Source organism: Shewanella sp. JNE2 (assembly GCF_023159115.1).
Lineage (GTDB): Bacteria > Pseudomonadota > Gammaproteobacteria > Enterobacterales > Shewanellaceae > Shewanella > Shewanella putrefaciens.
This window is the reverse complement of record NZ_CP096169.1, coordinates 3786690-3806767: the sequence shown is the minus strand read 5'-3', so window position 1 is coordinate 3806767 and position 20078 is coordinate 3786690. Positions and strand designations below refer to the sequence as shown.

The 20078-nt window shown below is 43.3% G+C and carries 13 protein-coding genes and 1 riboswitch; of the genes, 8 read left to right on the top strand and 5 right to left on the bottom strand.

Annotated elements, in window-relative coordinates:
• Positions 1 to 168: 168 nt before the first annotated feature.
• Both MZ182_RS16955 and MZ182_RS16950 read left to right on the top strand, forming a co-directional pair.
• The gene (locus MZ182_RS16955) at positions 169 to 1611 is read left to right on the top strand and encodes a hypothetical protein (RefSeq protein ID WP_248066642.1); all 1443 of its coding nucleotides are present in this window, start codon (positions 169 to 171) and stop codon (positions 1609 to 1611) included.
• Positions 1612 to 1729: 118 nt separating this feature from the next.
• Positions 1730 to 1964, top strand: a riboswitch (cobalamin riboswitch).
• 107 nt (positions 1965 to 2071) lie between these two features.
• On the top strand, positions 2072 to 4033 hold the full coding sequence (locus MZ182_RS16950) for a TonB-dependent receptor (protein ID WP_248066645.1): 1962 nt from the start codon (positions 2072 to 2074) through the stop codon (positions 4031 to 4033).
• 73 nt (positions 4034 to 4106) lie between these two features.
• Here MZ182_RS16950 and MZ182_RS16945 read toward each other — a convergent pair whose 3' ends face one another.
• On the bottom strand, positions 4107 to 5102 hold the full coding sequence (locus tag MZ182_RS16945; RefSeq protein WP_248066648.1) for a hypothetical protein: 996 nt from the start codon (positions 5100 to 5102) through the stop codon (positions 4107 to 4109).
• Between the two features lie 693 nt (positions 5103 to 5795).
• Between MZ182_RS16945 and MZ182_RS16940 the strand changes: the two genes are divergently transcribed.
• Positions 5796 to 6524, top strand: a complete 729-nt coding sequence (locus tag MZ182_RS16940; protein WP_011788148.1) for an HDOD domain-containing protein — start codon at positions 5796 to 5798, stop codon at positions 6522 to 6524.
• A 75-nt stretch (positions 6525 to 6599) separates the two neighbouring features.
• On the opposite strand, the gene MZ182_RS16935 is transcribed toward MZ182_RS16940, so the two are convergent.
• The gene (locus MZ182_RS16935; protein ID WP_011788149.1) at positions 6600 to 7505 is read right to left on the bottom strand and encodes a LysR family transcriptional regulator; all 906 of its coding nucleotides are present in this window, start codon (positions 7503 to 7505) and stop codon (positions 6600 to 6602) included.
• 200 nt (positions 7506 to 7705) lie between these two features.
• Between MZ182_RS16935 and metE the strand changes: the two genes are divergently transcribed.
• The 5 genes from metE to MZ182_RS16910 all read left to right on the top strand — a co-directional run bounded on the left by metE (position 7706) and on the right by MZ182_RS16910 (position 16196).
• Positions 7706 to 9976 (top strand): 5-methyltetrahydropteroyltriglutamate--homocysteine S-methyltransferase, encoded by a 2271-nt coding sequence (gene metE / locus MZ182_RS16930; RefSeq protein WP_248066650.1) that lies wholly within the window; start codon positions 7706 to 7708, stop codon positions 9974 to 9976.
• 354 nt (positions 9977 to 10330) lie between these two features.
• A complete protein-coding gene (locus MZ182_RS16925; protein ID WP_041412158.1) occupies positions 10331 to 11581 on the top strand; it encodes an efflux RND transporter periplasmic adaptor subunit in 1251 nt (416 codons plus the stop codon).
• Positions 11582 to 11583: 2 nt separating this feature from the next.
• Positions 11584 to 13527 carry a MacB family efflux pump subunit gene (locus tag MZ182_RS16920; protein WP_248066652.1) on the top strand — a complete coding sequence of 648 codons (1944 nt, stop codon included), beginning with the start codon at positions 11584 to 11586 and terminating at the stop codon, positions 13525 to 13527.
• Between the two features lie 7 nt (positions 13528 to 13534).
• Entirely contained in the window at positions 13535 to 14950 is a 1416-nt protein-coding gene (locus MZ182_RS16915) for an efflux transporter outer membrane subunit (protein ID WP_248066654.1), read from the top strand.
• Between the two features lie 157 nt (positions 14951 to 15107).
• Entirely contained in the window at positions 15108 to 16196 is a 1089-nt protein-coding gene (locus MZ182_RS16910) for a GGDEF domain-containing protein (protein ID WP_011788154.1), read from the top strand.
• 21 nt (positions 16197 to 16217) lie between these two features.
• On the opposite strand, the gene MZ182_RS16905 is transcribed toward MZ182_RS16910, so the two are convergent.
• The 3 genes from MZ182_RS16905 to MZ182_RS16895 form a co-directional block, all read right to left on the bottom strand.
• Positions 16218 to 17354 carry a site-2 protease family protein gene (locus MZ182_RS16905; protein ID WP_248066656.1) on the bottom strand — a complete coding sequence of 379 codons (1137 nt, stop codon included), beginning with the start codon at positions 17352 to 17354 and terminating at the stop codon, positions 16218 to 16220.
• A 247-nt stretch (positions 17355 to 17601) separates the two neighbouring features.
• Positions 17602 to 17979 (bottom strand): DUF4144 family protein, encoded by a 378-nt coding sequence (locus MZ182_RS16900; protein ID WP_011788156.1) that lies wholly within the window; start codon positions 17977 to 17979, stop codon positions 17602 to 17604.
• Between the two features lie 168 nt (positions 17980 to 18147).
• Positions 18148 to 19836 (bottom strand): DUF342 domain-containing protein, encoded by a 1689-nt coding sequence (locus MZ182_RS16895; protein ID WP_011788157.1) that lies wholly within the window; start codon positions 19834 to 19836, stop codon positions 18148 to 18150.
• Positions 19837 to 20078: the final 242 nt, after the last annotated feature.

Here is a 20078-nt window from a genome sequence, read left to right as displayed (position 1 = left end):
AGAGTAGCATGCTTAATATTTTGAGGAAGTTAGATTATTCGACTCAAGAGGCAAAGTGTGAACTTTTGCGCCTTTTCGCGATAAGCTGCTAGAATCGCGCGCATTTTATTGCTGTAAAAATTGAGTGCTGTAAAAATTGAGCGATACAACAAATACAAGGAAATAGTAATGCGAGCTAATCGAATCTCTTGGCCAATGGCTGTGCTAGCGGGCATGGTTGCTGTACAACTCGCAGGCTGTAGCGACCCTAAACCTACGGCTGTAATTGAAAGCAATAACGAATCATTAGTGCAGTTTGATAACGGTAAACTCATTCAATTGAAGGAAAAACCGAGTCCACAATACCGTCATATTCCCTGTGATTTACCCACGCTAGCCTCCGTTATAGCAAATAATATGGCTATTGCAGCTATCACCCAAAATGGCGATGTGATCACTTGGGGTAATAGTTTTAGCGGCGGCGATAGCCGTGAAGTGACAGATCAACTTAAAGATGTCATCCAAATTGTGCCAGTTAAGGACGGCTTTGCTGCGCTGCGTAAGAATGGCACTGTGGTGTACTGGGGTAATGCGGGGAAATTGAGCCTCGACAAAGCACTACAAAACCGCATGACCAATATTACCAAGTTGTTCGCCAATCAAGAGGCCATTGCCGCTCTAGATGCCAATGGCAAAGTACACACTTGGGGTTATGGCCCGTATGGTGGTAATAGCTTACATGTGCAGGATCAGCTTATTGATGTAGTTGATATCGTTGCTGCAGGGCGAAGTTTTACGGCACTAAAAAAAGACGGTAGTACTGTGATTTGGGGAAAAATTGAAAGCTCTACCAATATGAAAAAGCTGCTACCGCAACTTAAGGATGTCGTCAGCGTCGAGTACACTCATGGTACCTTTGCTGCTTTGAAAAAGGATGGCACTGTCGTGACTTGGGGGCATAGTAGTGATGTTTATCCTATTCGCGGTGCGTTACAGGATGTGGCCAGTATTACGACAAATCGCTGTGCCTTTGCCATCTTAAGTCCTACGGGCGAGGCGCACTTTTGGGGTAATTCAACGAACTGCGGTATCGATTGGCTCAAACAAACGGGTATTAAAGGTGTGAGCAGTATTGTTAGCGTAGATACAGGTTTTTTGTTATTGCGTGACAATGCTGCACCGCAAATTATTGTCGATGATACTGACTACGCTTATCTGTATGGTTTTCATTATGCCCAAGACATTCTCAATCAATATTGGCAGGAAGGGAGCCGTATTATCAGCGGGCAAGCATCATTCGTGTTTATTCGCCCAGATGGTAAGGTCGTGCCAGTAGGCTATCGAGCTAATCTCGAAAATGTCCAGAAGTTAATAGCAAGCATTCCGCGATTAACTTGGTTAGGTGCAACAGATGATGGTTATGTCGGGCTCAGTGAAAAAGGAGAGTGGGTATCATGGTCGATGAATACCGATACGTTTGCTACATCTTCTGTAAAGGTTGCCGATTCACTCGTGATTAAGCCCCTCGATTTTTCGGCTCCAACACAATGTGAAACGCAGGAGCAGCGTCAGGACATTTTGAGTAAAGAAAGACCAAAGCCTGAAGTTAAAATGTGGTCGTTTAGCGAATAGGTGCTTGTTTGAGTTTAATGGACTTTCATCCGTATAGACGTCTATAATGCTCGCGCTTGATGTAGAGTAGATAGGTATAAAGAAATGAATGACGTTTCTTTAGCCCTATATATCAAATTTTTAGTCAACCTTCTGAGGTGCTTGCGTGCTCAAGCCGCGAGATAATCGGGAAGCCAGTGAGATTCTGGCACTGCCCCCGCAACGGTAAAAGGTGAGAGAAGACCGCGTTTGATAAGTGAGTTCAAGACAGAACCCGATAATCAGAATGTGAAAGGTCAGTCTCGCGTTAATCCAACTTTTAATGGATTAACATAGCCTAAGTCCGGAGACCGGCCCTAAAGGTGTTTTTGAGATTTCGGTGGGCAGATCTCAAAATGCGATAATCACCGTCAGTATTTACGCTTAATCAACGGTATCGTGGCGTCAATGCCCCGTTTTCCTTGTAGGAGTTAAAGGTAAAATGGGAACAAATCCAACTAAAATCGCGCTGCTGATCGGCAGCCTTTGCAGTTTTTCAATTATCGCGCCCGCTCTGGCGGCCGACGATACCCATACCGCTAGAGTCGATGAGCATCTTGTCGTGATTGGCCGTACAGACAATACCCCGCTAAACATTGCTGCCAATGTGAATGTGATTGATGCCGCTGCAATTGAAATGAGCGGTGCAACGAGTTTGACTGATGTACTACGCGGTCGAAGCGGTATTCAAATTTCGGATAATAATATTGGGACTAGCTTTGCGATGCGCGGTTTTAGCGCCAGCACTGCTGTTAACAATACACTGATTTTACTCGATGGCCGTCGTCTGAATAATATCGATATCGCTGCGCCAAGCCTCAATGCGATTCCGCTTAACCTTGTTGAACGTATTGAGATTTTATCGGGCAGTGCGGGTGTGCTTTATGGCGACCAAGCTGTCGGTGGGGTGATTAACATTGTGACTAAGTCACCCGAAAACACTAGCGGCAGTGTGCAATTATCGGGTGGCAGCTTTGATACCTATGAAGGTCGCGGTGATATATCTGGCGCCATCAATAAAGACTGGCGTTACTTTTTTACAGGTAGCTACAACCAAGGTGATAACTATCGCAAGCATAATGCCAATGAAACTGGCTCGATTTTAGGCCGTATTCAATATAAAACTAATACAGATGCTTTTTTTGTTGAAACCAGCTATTACGATGATGACCGTGAAAATCCCGGTTCACTTACCAAAGATCAATTTAAACAAAACCCTCGTCAATCTTCCAATAAAAGCGAATATGTCCATGAGATGACCACAGCGGCGCGCAGTGGTTATGAGCATCAGCTTAACCCAAATTGGGCCTTAGCGGCGGATCTGGATTATAGCGATACCTTAGTGACCTCGCTGAACTGGGGGGCAGGTAGTCATAATACCCGTTCTCTCTTAATGTTTAGTCCTAAGGCCTTAGCAAATTATACCACTCGCCAAGGTGAGCTAAATCTAGTGACAGGTTTAGATCTTAGCCGTGGTAAGGCCGACTATAACACTATGGCGCGTAGCAATGTGCAAGAAATGCAAAGTGCTTATGTACAGGCCACAGTGCCATTAAGCCACAGCTTAAGCTATGTGGTAGGTGGACGTTATGCGCGGGTAACCGACGAGTTAGTCGATGGCAATGTCTATCCAAATGGTATTGATTTAGATGAAGATGCGACCGCATTCGAGTTCGGTCTAAACTATCGCCCAAGCGCCGAGCACAGATTCTATCTACGCGGCGATGAAAACTTCCGTTTCGCTAAGGTCGATGAGCAAGCCTACACCCCGAAAGATGTCTATGGCCTAAAGCCGCAGACGGGCCGCTCCTATGAGGCGGGTTGGGATTGGACTGTTGCTAGCCAAAGCCTGCGCGTAAGCTTATACCGCCTCGATTTAGAAGATGAAATTGTCTTCGACCCCAGTGCGGAAAAACCTGTTGGTGGTAGTTTCCAAGGCGCGAACGTCAATGCCGATGCCTCACGCCGTTATGGTGCGAGCGCAGACTGGGATTGGCAGATCACTCAAGCACTGCAATTAGGGCTTGAATATAACTATATCGATGCCGAATTTACCGATGGGGTGAATGATGGTAAAGCACTGTCTTGGGTGGCAAAACATACTGGACGTGGTTATATCAGTATGGATTTCGCCGAGCATTTCCAAGTGTTTGCCGAGGCGATTTATACGGGTAATCGTTTTATTGAAGGCGATAATGCTAATGAAGGCGATAAGCTGGCAAGTTATGTGCTCGGTAATTTAGCCTTAAATTATAATCGTGATGCTTGGTTAGCGAGTCTACGCGTCGATAATTTGTTCGATAAAGAATATGTTAGCTCAGGTTATTATGGTGGTGGTTTGTGGGATAGTTATTATTCTGGCCGAGGTCGTGATATCCGTCTAACCTTAGGTTATCGCTTCTAATCACTTATAAAATATATTTAGCCACCTTTAAATCATTTTTAAGGTGGCTTTTTTACGCTTAAATGATGCACTATTACTTAAGTGCAGATTGATTGTCTATATCATCAAATAAATAGTTGAAAACAAGATTTGATTCTAATGTTTCGATTGTTTCTACCGTAGATTTTTTCATTGTTTTATAGGATGCAACGATCCCATGTTTACCCAAGGTGACTTCAGAGTTTACCTTTTTGCCAGTGCCTACTTTAGCACCATCAACATACCAATCAGCATCGACATTGCTAGTCAGTGTGACGACTGTAGACTTCAGGCCAAGTTTGTCATTGAGCATAGACTCGATTTTATTGTTATATGACGGTTTAAAAGTCATATTAACTTTATAGTGTAATTCACCATTCATATTCATACTTGCATCAATTACTTTATATGATAGAAGAACACTTTTATCGCTAAGGAAAGGATCTGAATTGATAGTATTTTTAACAGTATATTTTTCAGTGTCTTTTAAACAATCATTTATAGATTGAAACTTAGAACAGGTCATTGAGCTTTCTAAGTCAATAGATTTAACATTTTCAGCACTTGATAATTCAGTTATAATACGATTTACGATTTTCTTTTTTAATGAAGAAAGCTGTTCTATTTTCTGTAAGCGTTTACTATTGATAATGTCGTACTGTTTTAATATTCCCTGATAATTTTCTTTATTTTTAATTTCATCACTGACAGATTGTTTTTCAAGTGAGTCAATTTTTTTAACTAAGGTTTCAATTTGTTTGAAATAATTGCTAGCGTTATTATCTTTTAAAATTGCATTCGGTAACTCTAATATTGCTTTATTATAATTCTCTTTTTCATTTTTAATATTTGTAAGTAGTAATTTGTAATCATACTCATTTTGTTGATGCTCAGATAATCGATTATTTACAGATATCAACAAATTATCAATGTCAAATTCTTGCTTGATCTCATTTACAGCTTGGTTTTCAGTTGTTGTTATCAATTCTATGGCGAACGAGTTACTTACAAAAAAGCATAACAAAGCAATTGTAAATTTACTGTATCTCATCTTTCTCTCCGTTAAGTTATCTGAAACAGTCAAAACGCTTGCCATTTCTGAGTTTTGAGCAAAAAAAACACATTTTATCCATAATACTTAAGTTAATTTTTCTTTTCAAATAGATTGTTTTTGTTGATTTTAGTCACATTTGATTGTTTTTTGATATGAGTTTAGCGTGTAATTGTGATCTTTTGGTGGTTTTAAACTTATTTTCTTTGATTGTTATTCAGCATTAATTTGAATATAAGTTATTTTTTAGAAAGTTAGTGGTTATTTTTCAATGCGTTATGTTTATTGCGCTGATGTTTTTAGCTTTTGTTTTTTCAGGATAGAGTTCAGTTTAGCCGTTTATTTTGGATTAGCTTTTAGGGTTGCTGTTATCGCTGTATTTGTGTGCAGATGTTGAGCAACATGGGCTGTAACTTAACTATAACCAAGTTGGTTTTGTTGTAGAAATGGTGTTGAGGTGTTTTACTTAATTGTATGACTCATGTGGAGCGGGTATAAGTTAAAGCCTTTTAAAACAGTGGATTACAAAACATTTTTTTGTGCGGTCACTTTGAGTTACCGACGACCATATTAATTTATGGTTATCTTCATTACACAATCAATGACTAAGTGCTGAAATTCTTTGAATTTTGGGTATGATATGGGTCGTAATCGAATCATCTTAATTTTTAGTAAACAGGTGAAAAGTGTCTTATGACTGATCTTGAGCAACAGGTTTTTACTCAAGTTAGGGCGATCATCGCAAATGAAGAGCAAGTGATTGGCCGGAGAGGAATTCTCATTCCCCTTAAAAAAGCGATCCTTGCCGAAGGCGATATTCGTAATGTGATCGATATTATTTCGAGTGACCCTGCATTGGCGGCACATATGTTAATGCGTAGTAATTCTGCGCAGGCGGCCGTGGTGGCAAATCACAAATCTCGCTCATTAAAAGAAGCGTTGATCCGTTTAGGGCAGGTCAATATTTATCGTTATGCTTTCACTTTCTACCTTAAAGAACGCCTCGATGAGCTACCGCAGCCCTATAAAAAGTTAGTTCAAGGTTATTGGAAATTAACAGAAAGTATTGCGATTGATGCGGTAGACAGTTTGGTGGGTATGGAAGGCGTTGAGGTTGATCCCGATGAAGTACAAACCTTAGCGCTCTTTAGTGTTTTTGGCCAAATTATTGCGCTCACCGCATTTGCTTACCTTAATGCTAGTGCTGAGCAATCTTTCCCGTTAAGTGTAATTAAGTCATTGATTGATAAACAGCAGCAAACCTTAACCATAGAAGCGTTTGAATCATTAGATTTAGATCAAGATCTGCGTCAAGAATTTATGATTGCCCATAATCTACGGCAGACTCGAAATCCCAATTCTCCAGGGTTAATTCTGCGCCGTATCTTATCTATGCGCGGACTATTAATGAATCCGTTGTAATTTTTAGATTTGATAGCATATTAGCCCAATAAAAAGCCTGTATTTGCAGGCTTTTTATTGGGCTTACTACCTGAATCAATTAGATTTATGCTGGCGGGATAAACCTTCACTCGCCACCAGTTGTAACCAATTTTGGATCAATGCTGAGTTTGCGCTGTGGCGGCGATAGGCGCCAAATAGCGGGCGTTTTAAGCCTTCTTGGCCGAGTTTTACCGTGGCGAGACTCAGTCCATGTCCTTCATTTATCGACCAACTTGGCAGTGCGGCTATGCCGTCTTTACAGGCGATGCGTTGCAATAACATCATGGTTAAATCACAGGTTTTTTGCTCGCCTGCCTCTATGCCCGCAGGCTCTAAAAAATGGCGATAAATATCTAAACGCGTCAACGGCACCGGATAACTGATAATAGGCAAGTGTGCTAATTGCTTAGGGGTGACATAGGCTTCTTTTGCTAAGGGATGATCTTTTGCAACCACTAACTTCACTTCAAAATCAAACAAATGCTGGTAGGCGAGTGAATGCCCAGGCACAGGATCTGAGGTTAATACAATATCCAGTTCACCCATTTCTAAGGCATTGAGCGAGTCGAACAGGTGACGGCTCGACAAGTCTAACTCGGCTGCTGGATGATCTTGCCTAAATTGCTCCATCACAGGCATTAACCAGCGAAAACAGCTATGGCACTCAATGCCGACGCGCAACTGATTGGTTTCGGTTTCCAGCCCATTCTTCAAATCTGTCTCGGTTTCTAACACCTTAGGCAAAATCTCTTCGGCCAGATGCAGCAGGCGTGCACCTTCTTGGGTGAATGACAGTGGCTTACTCTTACGCACAAAAATGGGTGAGTTAATTCGTTGTTCCAACTCCTTAATCTGGTGGGAGAGGGCGGATTGAGTGACAAAACGTTTTTTGGCCGCGCCCGCCAAACTGCCGCTTTCTTTCAGGGCCATTAAGGTTCGCAGGTGTCTTAGTTCGATCATGTTCACTCCAAGTGAATTTCGCTCATGTTGTGCTTGAAATCAATTCGGTTGCTGGGATAGAGACTAACACAATAAACTTCTAGACGTCCAAACGCCCATTGTTATTTATCAAGGCTGAAATGCTGAAAAGTGCCAAGAGAAAACAATCTGGTGGGTGCAAGTGCCGAATATGGCTTATCTCAAATAAAGGAAGATATGGTATGCAATTAAATAGTCTTGGGTTTCCCCGTATCGGGCGTCGTCGTGAATTGAAATTTGCCTTAGAAAAATACTGGCGTGGTGAGAGCACTCAGGCACAATTGCGTGAAGTGGCGAGTGAACTTCGCCGCAACCATTGGCAGTGGCAAGCTGCTGCTGGCATTGAGCAAGTTCCCGTAGGTGATTTTGCCTTTTATGATCAAGTGCTGACCTTAAGCGCGACTTTAAATGCCATTCCTGAGCGTCATCGTGGTGAAGGAGCAATCGATCTCGATACTTTATTCCGTGTTGCCCGCGGCAGAGCGCCAACGGGCCAAGATGCGCCAGCCTCTGAAATGACCAAGTATTTCAATACTAACTATCACTATCTGGTACCTGAGCTCAGCCAAAACCAAGTGTTTTCGATTACCTATGAGCAATTTTTCGATGAAGTCAGCGAAGCGCAGTCCTTAGGTTATAAAGCAAAACCTGTGCTACTCGGCCCTGTTAGCTACTTGTACCTAGCTAAAACAGTGGGCCAAGAGTTTGATAAGTTAAGCTTATTACCCAATTTATTAACTGCTTATGCTGACATTTTGGCGCGTTTTGCGGCTCAGGGAGTGCAATGGGTACAGCTCGATGAGCCCATTCTCGCATTGGAATTGGATGGCGAATGGCAAACGGCGATCACTGAGGCGTATCAAGCACTCAGCACTGCGAAGGTGAAGATCTTTCTTACCAGTTATTACGGTGGTATCGCTCACCATCAGGCGCTGGTATCGGCTTTGCCTGTTGCGGGGTTGCATGTCGATTTAGTCACAGCGCCGGATCAATTGGCAGTCTTTGCCAATGCGCTTGGTCAAGATCAAATTTTGTCGGCGGGTGTGGTCAATGGTCGCAACGTGTGGGCGGCAGAGGCGGATTTGATTGCCGAACGCATAGGCGCGGTTGCCCGTGATCTAGGAGATCGCTTGTGGATTGGCACCTCTTGCTCACTCCTGCACAGTCCTGTGGATTTAGAGGTGGAAGCCACGCTTGAGCCCGCGCTGCGTCAACAACTCGCGTTTGCGAAGCAAAAATTACTCGAACTGGCCAATGTGCGCCAATTACTACTGGCACCTGAATCGGTCGCGGCAAAAGAGATTGTGCAAACCTGTTTGGCACGCCGTGAGGCGAAAGCGCAGGCCGCCGACAGTCAAGTGATTGCTCGCGTTGCTGCCTTGACATCTGCCGATTATGAGCGCGTTAGTGATTTCAGCGTACGCCAAGCTGTGCAGCAGCAGAAGTATCGTTTACCTCTGTTGCCGACCACCACCATTGGCTCCTTCCCACAAACACCAGCAATCCGTGGACTACGTAGTCGCTGGCGCAAGGGTGAGCTGAGTGATGCACAATATACCGAGCAATTACAACAAGTCACCCGCGATACTATCGACCGCCAGCTTAAACTCGGTATCGATGTACTGGTTCATGGTGAGGCCGAGCGTAACGATATGGTGGAATATTTTGGTGAACAGCTTGCGGGCGTTGGCTTTACTAAAAATGGTTGGGTGCAAAGTTATGGCTCACGCTGTGTTAAGCCGCCGTTGATCTATGGTGATGTTAGTCGTCCAAAGGCGATGACGGTTGATTGGGCCGAGTTTGCCCAAAGTCTCACCGACAAGCCTGTAAAAGGCATGTTAACTGGCCCTGTGACGATTCTGCATTGGTCATTCGCCCGTGAGGATATCGGCCGCGATGTGATTGCGACTCAGCTGGCGCTGGCTATTCGTGATGAAGTGGTGGACTTACAAAATGCCGGTATTGGCATTATACAAATCGATGAGCCCGCCTTCCGTGAAGGTCTGCCATTGAAACAAAGTGAGTGGCAAGCCTATTTAGATTGGGCGGTCAATGCCTTTAAACTCAGCGCTGCTGGCGTGATTGATGAGACTCAAATCCACACCCACATGTGTTACAGCGAGTTTAACGATACGATTGCCGCGATTGCCGCCATGGATGCCGATGTGATTACTATCGAGACTTCGCGCTCACGGATGGAGTTACTCAACGCCTTCGAAGATTTTGAGTATCCAAATGAAATTGGCCCAGGTGTGTATGACATTCATTCGCCAAACACCCCAAGTGTGGAGGCCATGGTACACTTAATCGAGAAAGCGGCGCAAAAAGTGCCCGTACGTCAACTGTGGGTCAACCCAGATTGTGGTCTAAAAACCCGCACTTGGGATGAAGTCGAACCCGCCTTAAAAAACATGGTCGATGCCACACGGGAACTGCGTCGCCGACTAGGTTAATTGTTAACTTATTTATTATCAATAATATCAATACGATAGAAGGCGGATGTTTATGCATCCGCTTTAATCCTTGAGTTATCGACTTGCCATGTTTCGCCTGTTTGAGGAATATAGACCCCGATAATCTACAACCCGACGATTCGGTATCACACTAAATTGGCATTACAGCCTAAGCATCACTCAACCGTGTTTGCCTTGTAACTATCTACACAGATATTTGCAAATCTTTACCTGTTAACGACATTTCCTTCGTCTACTGTCTTTTATTAACTCTATATACTACCTACATAATTTAATCTTTCTACGTGAGCAATATGCTTGCGGCTTTTTAGTTTATTGGATGTGAATATACCGATGAAAAAATCCTCAAAGCGTAAACTGCTGATTGTGATTAGCGGCCTTATTATCATTGGTGGGGGAGCATTTTCCCTGTGGTATAAACCAGAAACACCGCCAGCCTATGTTACAGAAGCGGTATATATCGGTGATATTGAAAGTACAGTGCTTGCAAATGGTACGTTACAGGCATTAAAGCAAGTCAGTGTTGGTGCACAGGTGTCGGGGCAGATTGACAGTTTGTTTGTACAGTCAGGTGATGAGGTTAAGCAAGGCGATTTAATTGCTCAAATCGACAGCTTGGCACAACAGAATACGATCAAAGAAGCTTTAGCCTCACTGAAAATTATCAATGCTCAATATCGTGCAAAGCAAGCACAAATACAGCAAGCCAAACTTGAGTTTGTTCGTCAACAACAAATGCTAGCAGATAATGCTAGTTCTCGAGCGTCTTATGAAGCGGCAGAAGCAACTTTGACTGTTTATCAAGCTGAAATAGAACAATTAGAGGCTCAAAAACAACAGGCTGAAATTAAAGTTGATAGTGCCAAGATTGATTTAGGTTATACCAAAATTACCGCGCCTATGGATGGCACCGTTGTATATTCTGCTGTCGAAGTTGGGCAAACCGTTAACGCGAATCAAACGACACCAACCATAGTTGAAATGGCACAGCTTGATACTATGACCGTCAAGGCTGAAATATCGGAGGCTGATATTATCAACGTTAAACCTGGCCAAGCTGTTTATTTTACGATTCTTGGACAACCTAATCGTCCCTATCACGCGACCATTAGGGCAATTGAGCCAGGACCGACTTCAATGGAGAGCAGTAGTAGTTCAAGTTCAAGCTCAAGCACGACAGAAGCTATTTACTACTACGGTTTATTTGATGTGAAAAATCCAGATCGTACTTTACGTATTGGAATGACAACCCAGATTTCAATTGTGCTTGCTAAAGCAGAGAACGCATTACTCGTGCCTTCACAAATCTTACGGATTAAGCCAAGGGATAAGCAAACTGCACCGCTGCTAGATAAAGACAAAGATACGCAGTCTAGCGAACCTAAGCGTCATCGTGGGCCTCAGTATCAAGTACCTGTATTAGTGAATAATCAAGTGCAATACGTGGATGTCACCGTAGGTATTAACAACAAAATTAATGCCGAAATTACCTCAGGTTTAAATGAAGGCGACTTAGTTGTGCTGGGTATGCCTTCATCGGAAGAGAGCAGCAAACTGCGCCGCCCACCTAGTGTGAGGTTTTAATTGTGAGTGCCACATTACTTGAAATTTCAGGTTGCTATCGCACTTTTCAGGCGGGAGAACAGCAGCTTACCGTACTAAAAGATGTGAACTTAACGATTGAACGTGGCGAGATGGTTGCCATTGTCGGCGCCTCTGGTTCGGGCAAATCGACCCTAATGAATATTCTTGGCTGCTTAGATAAACCGTCGAAGGGGGCGTACTTTATCAATGGACAAGATACCTCCACCATGGATGCCGATGAGCTAGCTCAATTACGGCGTGAACATTTTGGTTTTATTTTTCAGCGTTATCATTTACTTAGCGATCTTACTGCGATAGGTAACGTGGAAGTTCCTGCGGTTTATGCAGGTAAAGAACGAAGTGCCAGAAAAGACAGAGCCGAACATTTATTAACTCGCTTAGGATTAGGTGATCGACTCGATCATAAACCTAATCAGCTCAGTGGTGGTCAGCAGCAGCGGGTCAGTGTGGCGCGTGCGTTGATGAATGGCGGTGATGTGATCCTTGCTGACGAGCCAACGGGGGCGTTGGATAGCCACAGCGGTGAAGAAATGATGCAGTTGTTGCAGGAGCTTCACAGCGATGGTCATACCATTATTATCGTGACCCACGATATGAATGTGGCCCAATATGCCGACCGGATTATTGAAATTAAAGACGGCATTATTATCAGTGACGAACGTAAAACTAAGGCACCAAAGCAAGTCGATACGGTTGTCACTAAGATAAATAGCCGTATTCGAGTGGCCTCGTGGGATAGATATGTTGAAGCGTTCAAAATGGCGCTACTTGCCATGTCGACTCACAGATTACGCACCTTTCTCACTATGCTTGGCATTATTATTGGTATTGCCTCGGTTGTTTCCGTCGTTGCATTAGGAGAAGGTTCCCAGCGAGAAATTCTTAATAGCATTAGCTCAATGGGGACTAATACGATTGATATTCGCCCAGGCTTTGGGTTTGGTGATCGCCGTTCAGGAAAAGTGAAAACCTTAATTGTTAAAGATGCCGATGCATTGAAACACTTACCTTACGTTGACAGTGTTACACCAACCGTTGATTCAAGTATGACGTTGCGTTATGGCAATAAAGCGGTTACCACGGTCGTGAATGGTGTTGGCCCAGAGTTCTTCAGGGTACGAGGTTATGAGCTGGCTATGGGGCAGTTCTGGGATGAAGATAGTGTTTCATCGCTTGCTCAAGATGCTGTGATTGACGATAAGGTTCGTAAAGAGTTATTCCCTCGTAATTCACCTATTGGTGAGGTGATTTTTATCGGGAATCTACCCGTGCGGATTATTGGTGTGACTGAACCTAAAGACAGCGTATTTGGTAAAAGTGATTCACTGAATGTGTGGCTACCTTATACAACGCTATCGGGACGTATTGTCGGGAAAAACTACCTGAATGGTATCACCGTAAGACTCAATGAATCGGTGCCGAGTAATGCCGCTGAACAGGGCATTATAACTTTGCTGAAAATGCGCCATGGAATAGAGGATTTTTTCACTATTAATACGGATGCAATTAGACAGAATATTGAAAAAACGACGGCAACGATGACCTTGCTTATCTCGGCAATTGCGGTGATATCCCTGATTGTGGGCGGGATTGGGGTGATGAATATCATGTTGGTTTCGGTAACCGAACGTACTCGTGAAATTGGTGTACGTATGGCAGTCGGGGCGCGTCAGAGTGATATTTTGCGTCAGTTCCTGATTGAAGCTGTGTTGGTCTGTTTATGTGGTGGCACTTTAGGTATCGCCTTGGCCTATTTAATTGGCGTGGTGTTTGCTCAAACGGGAGGTAGTTTCCAAATGATTTATTCCACTACCTCGATTGTCGCTGCTTTTGCCTGTTCGACGTTAATCGGTGTGCTATTTGGCTTTTTACCCGCCCGCAACGCGGCGCGATTAGATCCCGTTGACGCCTTAGCAAGAGAGTAATAACACCATGAATAATCTAATATTAAATCGTAAAATTATGTTACGTACTTGCGCCATCGCTGTAGGTGTTGCATTACTCGGCGGCTGCGGTAGTTTTATGCGCTCAGACTTTGAGCCCCCCGCGTTGACGATACCAAGTCATTGGCAGCATACACAGGTCAACGAACAGGTGAGAGTTGATCCTTGGTGGCAGCAGTTTCAGCAGCCAGATCTTAATAAGTTAGTAAGCCAAGTCCTAAGCAGTAACAATGACTTAGCCCTTGCAACCTTGACACTACGTAAGGCGCGTTTACAGGCAGGGCTTGCTCAAGATGCACTTTACCCGCAGTTATCCTCAAACCTTTCTGCATCGCGCAGTAACCCCCTAGATGGTGGCGAATCAACCAAGAGCTATCAGGCCAAGCTTTCAGTCAGTTATGAAGTCGATTTATGGGGAAAAGTCTCGGCAGAGATGGATCAAGCTCAGTGGTTGGCATTAGCGAGTGCGGAGGATAGAGAAAGTACCACTCAAAGTTTAGTGGCAACTACAGCATCGCTTTATTGGAAGATGGGCTATTTAAATCAAAGGATTGCTTTAAGCAGCCGTAGTATTGACCACAGTCGACAAACACTGGCATTAACCCAGCGTCAGTATGATTCTGGTGCGGTGACTCAAGTCAATGTGTTAGAGGCCAAGCGTAGCCTAGCGGGACAAGAGGCATCCCATAGTCAACTTATTCAACAGTTAACGGAGGCGGGAAATGCGCTTGCCATTTTACTGAATCAAGCACCAGGAGAGGCTTTCGTTGAGATTAACGCCTTACCTGATGTTGCAGTGCCGGAGATTGCCGTGGGGATGCCAGCGGATCTATTGGTGAGACGCCCTGATGTGAAGGCATCTTTATATCAATTACGTTCAGCACTCGCCAGTAAAGATGCGACTTATACCCGTTACTTTCCGAGTTTGAGTTTAACCGGCAGTGTGGGGGAGTCGACCTCAGAGTTAAAAGAATTATTGCGCAATCCAGTTGGTAGTTTAGGTGCAGGCTTAGTGTTGCCATTTTTACAGTGGAATCAAATGCAAATTAATAACGACATTGCTGAAATTGATTATCAAACTGCAGTCGTAAATTACCGTAAGACACTGTATTCCGCCTTTGAGGATGTTGATAATGCCATCTCGGCTAAGCAGCAATTTGCTTATCAAGGAGACAAATTACAGCAACAGTATAATGCTGCGGTAGCGGTCGAGGCCATTTATGAAAGCCAGTATCGCCATGGTGCGATAGGTATTCAAGATTGGATTAATGCCCAAGAAAATCGACGCGCAGCGGAGGCGTCTTTACTCGAAAACCGCTATAACCAACTGACGGCCCAAGCAACGCTCTACCAAGCCCTTGGTGGGAGCGATATCGCCCCAGAGATTGCTCAGATTTCTAACTAATTTTGTTTTTATATATAAAGCCGCAGCAACTCTTGTTGCTGCGGCTTTATATTATTGATTGGTCAGTGAGGTTATTAACGAATATGGTTTCATCTGATTTGCCAAACACTTGCTACTATATAATGTAGAGGTAAATTACAATCAGTTGGGTGCTAGTATGCAGAGCTTGATTACAACGACTGGAGCAAAAGATGACGAGCTTAGTGCCCATTCTGCTGCGGCATCCCAAGAAGCACTGCAACTACTCAATGGTATTAGGCCATTTTCTATTACCATAAATGGCATTTTTGCCATCCTGTTTGTATTTTTATCCGTATGGCCTTTAGCATTTATTTATACCTTAGGGTTAAGCTATCACCTTTGGTTAAGCTACTGTGCTCACTCTCACCCTAAACAATTACCACCAATTATTCAGTGGTCTTGGGTGGTGGTATTTAGTCAATCTCTATCGTCAGTACTCATTTTAGGTGCTGATGCTGGATTTCAATATTATCTTCTTGCGACTATACCACCATCATTTGCAAGTATTTTTAAGCCATTATTTTATAAACTAATACAAGCTTTGATCATCATAGTCTTCTTTCTTATTTGTGATATTTGGTTTATTGATTACGAGCCTTATTATCTTTATTCCGATGAAATGATTAGTTTATTTCGCCATATCAATGTGCTCGGTGCGTGTGCTTTGCTCGCCGGTGTATCCTATGCGTATTCACAAATTGTAATGTCAGCCATTACTGCGCTACGTAATGTGGCTAATACAGATGAGTTAACAGGGCTGATTAACCGCCGGAGCTTAACTGCACTTATTGATCGAGAAGCGGCAAGAACATTACGTACGCACGCATCGATGAGCTTAGTTTTATGTGATATTGATTATTTTAAACGTATTAATGATAGCTATGGTCATGCTGCTGGCGATCATGTGTTGGTTAATGTCGCTAATTTATTACAGGGAGTGTTGAGGGAATATGATGTAGTTGCACGTTGGGGAGGAGAGGAGTTTTTATTGCTGCTACCCAATACGGATATAATAGAAGCGATGAAAGTCGCTGAGCGATTACGCGAAATTGTTGCTTGTAGCCACCTCAGCTTTGAAGAGCAAACTATACCTGTGACGATGACACTCGGTGTTGCCGTTTTAGGGGATGAAAATTGGCACAGCACGTTAGCACGTGCTGATGAAGCGCTTTATCGTGGTAAAAGACAAGGTCGAAATTGTGTTGTGCAGGCATCAGCCCCGTGACCACACGGGGCGGTGCAGATATTAGCTTTGCAGTATCTTAAGTGGCAGGCTAAGCATATCGTCACCTGTTCCAGCTAAGTGCCAGATAATACCTACTAAGGCGCCGACAGTCAGTAAATACCAGATAGTTGAGAAGATTTGCCCATATCTATCGAGAGGTAGTAAATGGCTTTGATGGCGAGTTCGCCATTCAAAGATAATTTCCAAACTGCCTATTAACAGTAAAAAACCGAGTAATGCTAAACTAAAGGTGTAGCTAACATAAACGCCAAAAGCGGCTCCTACCGCACAGGCGATAAGCCCCATTACACTGTTCATTGAAAAGCTAATACTTTTTAAAATATGGCCGCCATCTAATGGCAAAATAGGCAATAAATTAAACAAATTAAGTAGAGCATTAAAGGCTGCAAGCCCCGCAAAAAACACATTGCCCGTAGCGTGGTAGGCAATCAATGAGCCTATAGACATGAATAAGCCAAAAGTGGGCCCCATGATGGATATCACGACATCTTGCCAACGTGTATTAATTTTTTCATCGGAAAGAGCGAGCCCACCCATAAAAGGGATCAGGTAAATTCCCTTGGTTTTCATCCCAAAATACTTCATCGCGCGGATATGGCCGTATTCGTGAAATACTAAACAGGCGATCAATGCCAGTGCAAACTGAAACGAAAATAGCCAAGAATAGGCAGCAACACTGGCTCCGGCTAGTGCCACTTTAATTACTTTGGCACTTTTTAATAATTTAAATCCAAGGGATGCCAGCCCAACAATGCTTAACTTTTGTTGTTTAACGATAGGGATTTCAGGATGTTGTCTTTCGATATCTTTTTCGGTACGTGTTCCTTGGGCTATGACTTCATCATCCTGTAGCAGGCGATAATCGAAGCGAAATGGCTGCCAGACTAAATCGGTTTCAAGACGAATGATGATTTTAGCTTCGAGGGAACTTTGTTCTCCGCCTTCGGTAACCAGTGGGCTGTTAAATTGGCTGAGTTCAAATTCATGTATTCTGAGTCCGCCATTATCAATAGAGGCAGATTTTTGTGAGACTAAGTTGTTGTCCCAGAATAGTTGCTGCCATCCTGCGAGGGAGCCTTCTAAACGCAGTTGTTTGCCTAAGCAGTCAATCTTAAGTAGTTCCAATTTGGGTTCCATTTGTTCGTGTATCTGAGGGTGGTTTTTACCTAAGGCAATCCGTTACTGTAATTCGTATTGCTGGACCAGAAAACATGGCGTGTGCGCCGTTAATGCGATTTCGGTTCTGACAAATTATGCCTGTGAATTTATAGCGAGGATATTAGCTTTTAAGATCCAAGCGTTTTTTAGCGCAAAAAACTAGCATATATCCCATGACGTCAAAATCCCAAAGCATGAACAGATAGCTAAGATGATTAATATCAATCTATTCATCTAGAGTGCGTACGATTTCTATTCCTTGGCTAATCGTGGTGAAGGCAAGTTTAGCTACGCAGCAGTGTCCTAAGGCTTTGGCATGGTTTTGCACCCATTTGATAAATTCTGTTAATGGTAGCAGTTGCTCCTGTTGGAGTAATGTGGGGAGTTCACCGATAGGATCTTCATAAACAGTGCGGGAATTTGCATTGATATAGTAGCGGTGGCCTTTACTATCAAGCAATTGATCTTTATCAGTAAAGTGATGCTGGTAAAGGCAGGCTAGCTCTAACCAATCCCGTTGGTGGGCAAGATAAAGCAGTTCATCATTTTGAATGAGCTTAACTACGGCGGGCCATTCAATGTCCGACATCTTGACGCTGGTCATTATTGCTCCTGTGATGAAAATCCAAGCCCTAAAGTGTGAGGCCATGGCTGAGTCGCATGACAATATTGGGATCGAATAAAACAATAGGAGTCATGCCATTGCTAGGCAGTATGCCATGCTTAGATTGGATTAATATAGACGTAAGCGCACTTACGTCTATATTGGCTATTAGCTTGGTGTGGGAGTCTTGGCTTTGGCGTTATAGTCGAAATTAATTTCTTGGTTAATATTAGCTATGCAACAAGTTCCATGTTCCCTTGTTGTACGATGATTGGCAGGTCCTATATGAAACTCCACATTAAGGAATACGTGCTTAAGAGCCTCAACACGGTATTTTTCATAATAGCCTTCGACTTCTTGTTTAAGTGTATCGAACTCAAGTTCTTCCCGAGACCGCTCATTTAAAATGCGATTTTTCTCATCGAGCATCATCTTTATCTGCTCAACCATCACGGGATCATCTTGCCATTCTGATTTGGGTGGTAGCTTATTGAGGCGAGCTTCGATATCTAAACTGGCGACCACCATCGCTTGAACACCTTCTTCAAGCAATTTCAGATTTTGTTTTAGCTCAGCTTGTTCCATTGCACAATAAAGTTCTGTTTTTGTGCCTGCGGTCGCACCTATGACAACAGCTTTAATACCTTTTTCGGCTTGGGCTACACCACCCACCAGATCGCCACGGCGTCCACTGGCATCGCTTACTGTTAAGCTGGCGGCAGTTTTAGTATTACTGTGTAATAACTGTTTGGTAATGAGGATATTACCTTTAGCAATCAGTTGAGAATACTGAACAAATTGTGCACTGATTTGCCCTTGGGCATTGATCTTCGTTGAAAATTCATTTGCTTTAATCTGTCTGCCGATAATGCCTTTGCTTACAGTAACATCACCTTCTGCATCTAAGGTGGCAGAATCCACAAATCCCATTACGGTAATATCACCAGAGCTTTTGACAAGCATACCCTCATGCACATCACCCGTAATTAAAATACTCCCCTTAAAGGTGACATGGCCTGTACTGATATCCACATCTTTGAGCTGCAGTACATCATCCACATTCATACCCGTTCGGGTTTCTACGGGTTGGCCTGCAACTGTCGCGATAAGTTTATTGGGATCTTTGGGGTGAAAATCAGTTCCTGTCCCAGCTTGCAATACATTATCTTTGCCCGGCTTTTGTTTGAGCACTTCGCCTTTAATATTGTAACCAGGAGTGCCTTCTGTCGCGGGATGTTTGACCATCAATATATCATTGGGTTTTACCATGATCATTGAGCCAAGATTACGCATATCTACGGTACCATCAGCGCGCTCTTGTGGTTGTAGTAAGCGTTCCCGAGCGAGGGCCACCTTACGTTCTAATATGGCATTTTTCCCATTAATGGGGATCTTACCTTGTGCAATCTCCCCTTGACAGCTTTCACCTGGCTTGAGCTTACTGAGTTTTTGCATTAATGCTTGGATCTTGAGTTTACTCAATCCCATACATACATTGTGTTTTTTGAGTTGAGTGAGGATTTCAGGTAAATCAACGGCTTTACCACCCCAAGCGGCTGTAAGCGTCATGCTGGCGTGCATTTTATCTGGGCTGATGTCAATCGTAACACTGCCGTTACGCCGTTCTGCTATTTCAGCAAATAGTTCAAATTTACCATCCTCTTGATGGCATAGAGCATTAATCTGAGTGATAGTTTTATTGATGGAAGGCTCTAGTGGAAACAGGGATGAGAATTCTGGTAAGGACAAGAGTTGCATGATGTCTTCACGGGTAACAGGGCCGTGGTTATTTGGGATAACACGCAATTCCGCCTTTGTTTTATCACTGCTTAACTCAAGAAGTTCAGGTGGCAACATAGAGAGCTTCCTACCAGTTTGTTTTATTATTGTTGGAAATACTGTTTCGAGTATAACAGTAGAGACTTTGTGCAAAGAAGCCTTTTTGACGCTAAAAACAGCAAATGTTGTTTTATTGTTTTTTTAGTCTATGTGCTGGTTTTTAAATAGTTTTTTATACGATATGTTTGACGTTATGCAGTGTAATCTCTGGCGGTTTATCTTAAATGAACACATTTTTCGAGGGTTATGCTTATTTTTAA

Bases quoted from the DNA above. Each gene is read 5' to 3' on its own strand.
- MZ182_RS16915 (WP_248066654.1), top strand. From the start codon at position 13,535: ATGAATAATCTAATATTAAATCGTAAAATTATGTTACGTACTTGCGCC.
- MZ182_RS16945 (WP_248066648.1), bottom strand. From the start codon at position 5,102: ATGAGATACAGTAAATTTACAATTGCTTTGTTATGCTTTTTTGTAAGT.
- metE (WP_248066650.1), top strand. From the start codon at position 7,706: ATGCAATTAAATAGTCTTGGGTTTCCCCGTATCGGGCGTCGTCGTGAA.
- MZ182_RS16905 (WP_248066656.1), bottom strand. From the start codon at position 17,354: ATGGAACCCAAATTGGAACTACTTAAGATTGACTGCTTAGGCAAACAA.
- MZ182_RS16895 (WP_011788157.1), bottom strand. From the start codon at position 19,836: ATGTTGCCACCTGAACTTCTTGAGTTAAGCAGTGATAAAACAAAGGCG.
- MZ182_RS16910 (WP_011788154.1), top strand. From the start codon at position 15,108: ATGCAGAGCTTGATTACAACGACTGGAGCAAAAGATGACGAGCTTAGT.
- MZ182_RS16935 (WP_011788149.1), bottom strand. From the start codon at position 7,505: ATGATCGAACTAAGACACCTGCGAACCTTAATGGCCCTGAAAGAAAGC.
- MZ182_RS16900 (WP_011788156.1), bottom strand. From the start codon at position 17,979: ATGACCAGCGTCAAGATGTCGGACATTGAATGGCCCGCCGTAGTTAAG.
- MZ182_RS16950 (WP_248066645.1), top strand. From the start codon at position 2,072: ATGGGAACAAATCCAACTAAAATCGCGCTGCTGATCGGCAGCCTTTGC.
- MZ182_RS16925 (WP_041412158.1), top strand. From the start codon at position 10,331: ATGAAAAAATCCTCAAAGCGTAAACTGCTGATTGTGATTAGCGGCCTT.
- MZ182_RS16940 (WP_011788148.1), top strand. From the start codon at position 5,796: ATGACTGATCTTGAGCAACAGGTTTTTACTCAAGTTAGGGCGATCATC.
- MZ182_RS16955 (WP_248066642.1), top strand. From the start codon at position 169: ATGCGAGCTAATCGAATCTCTTGGCCAATGGCTGTGCTAGCGGGCATG.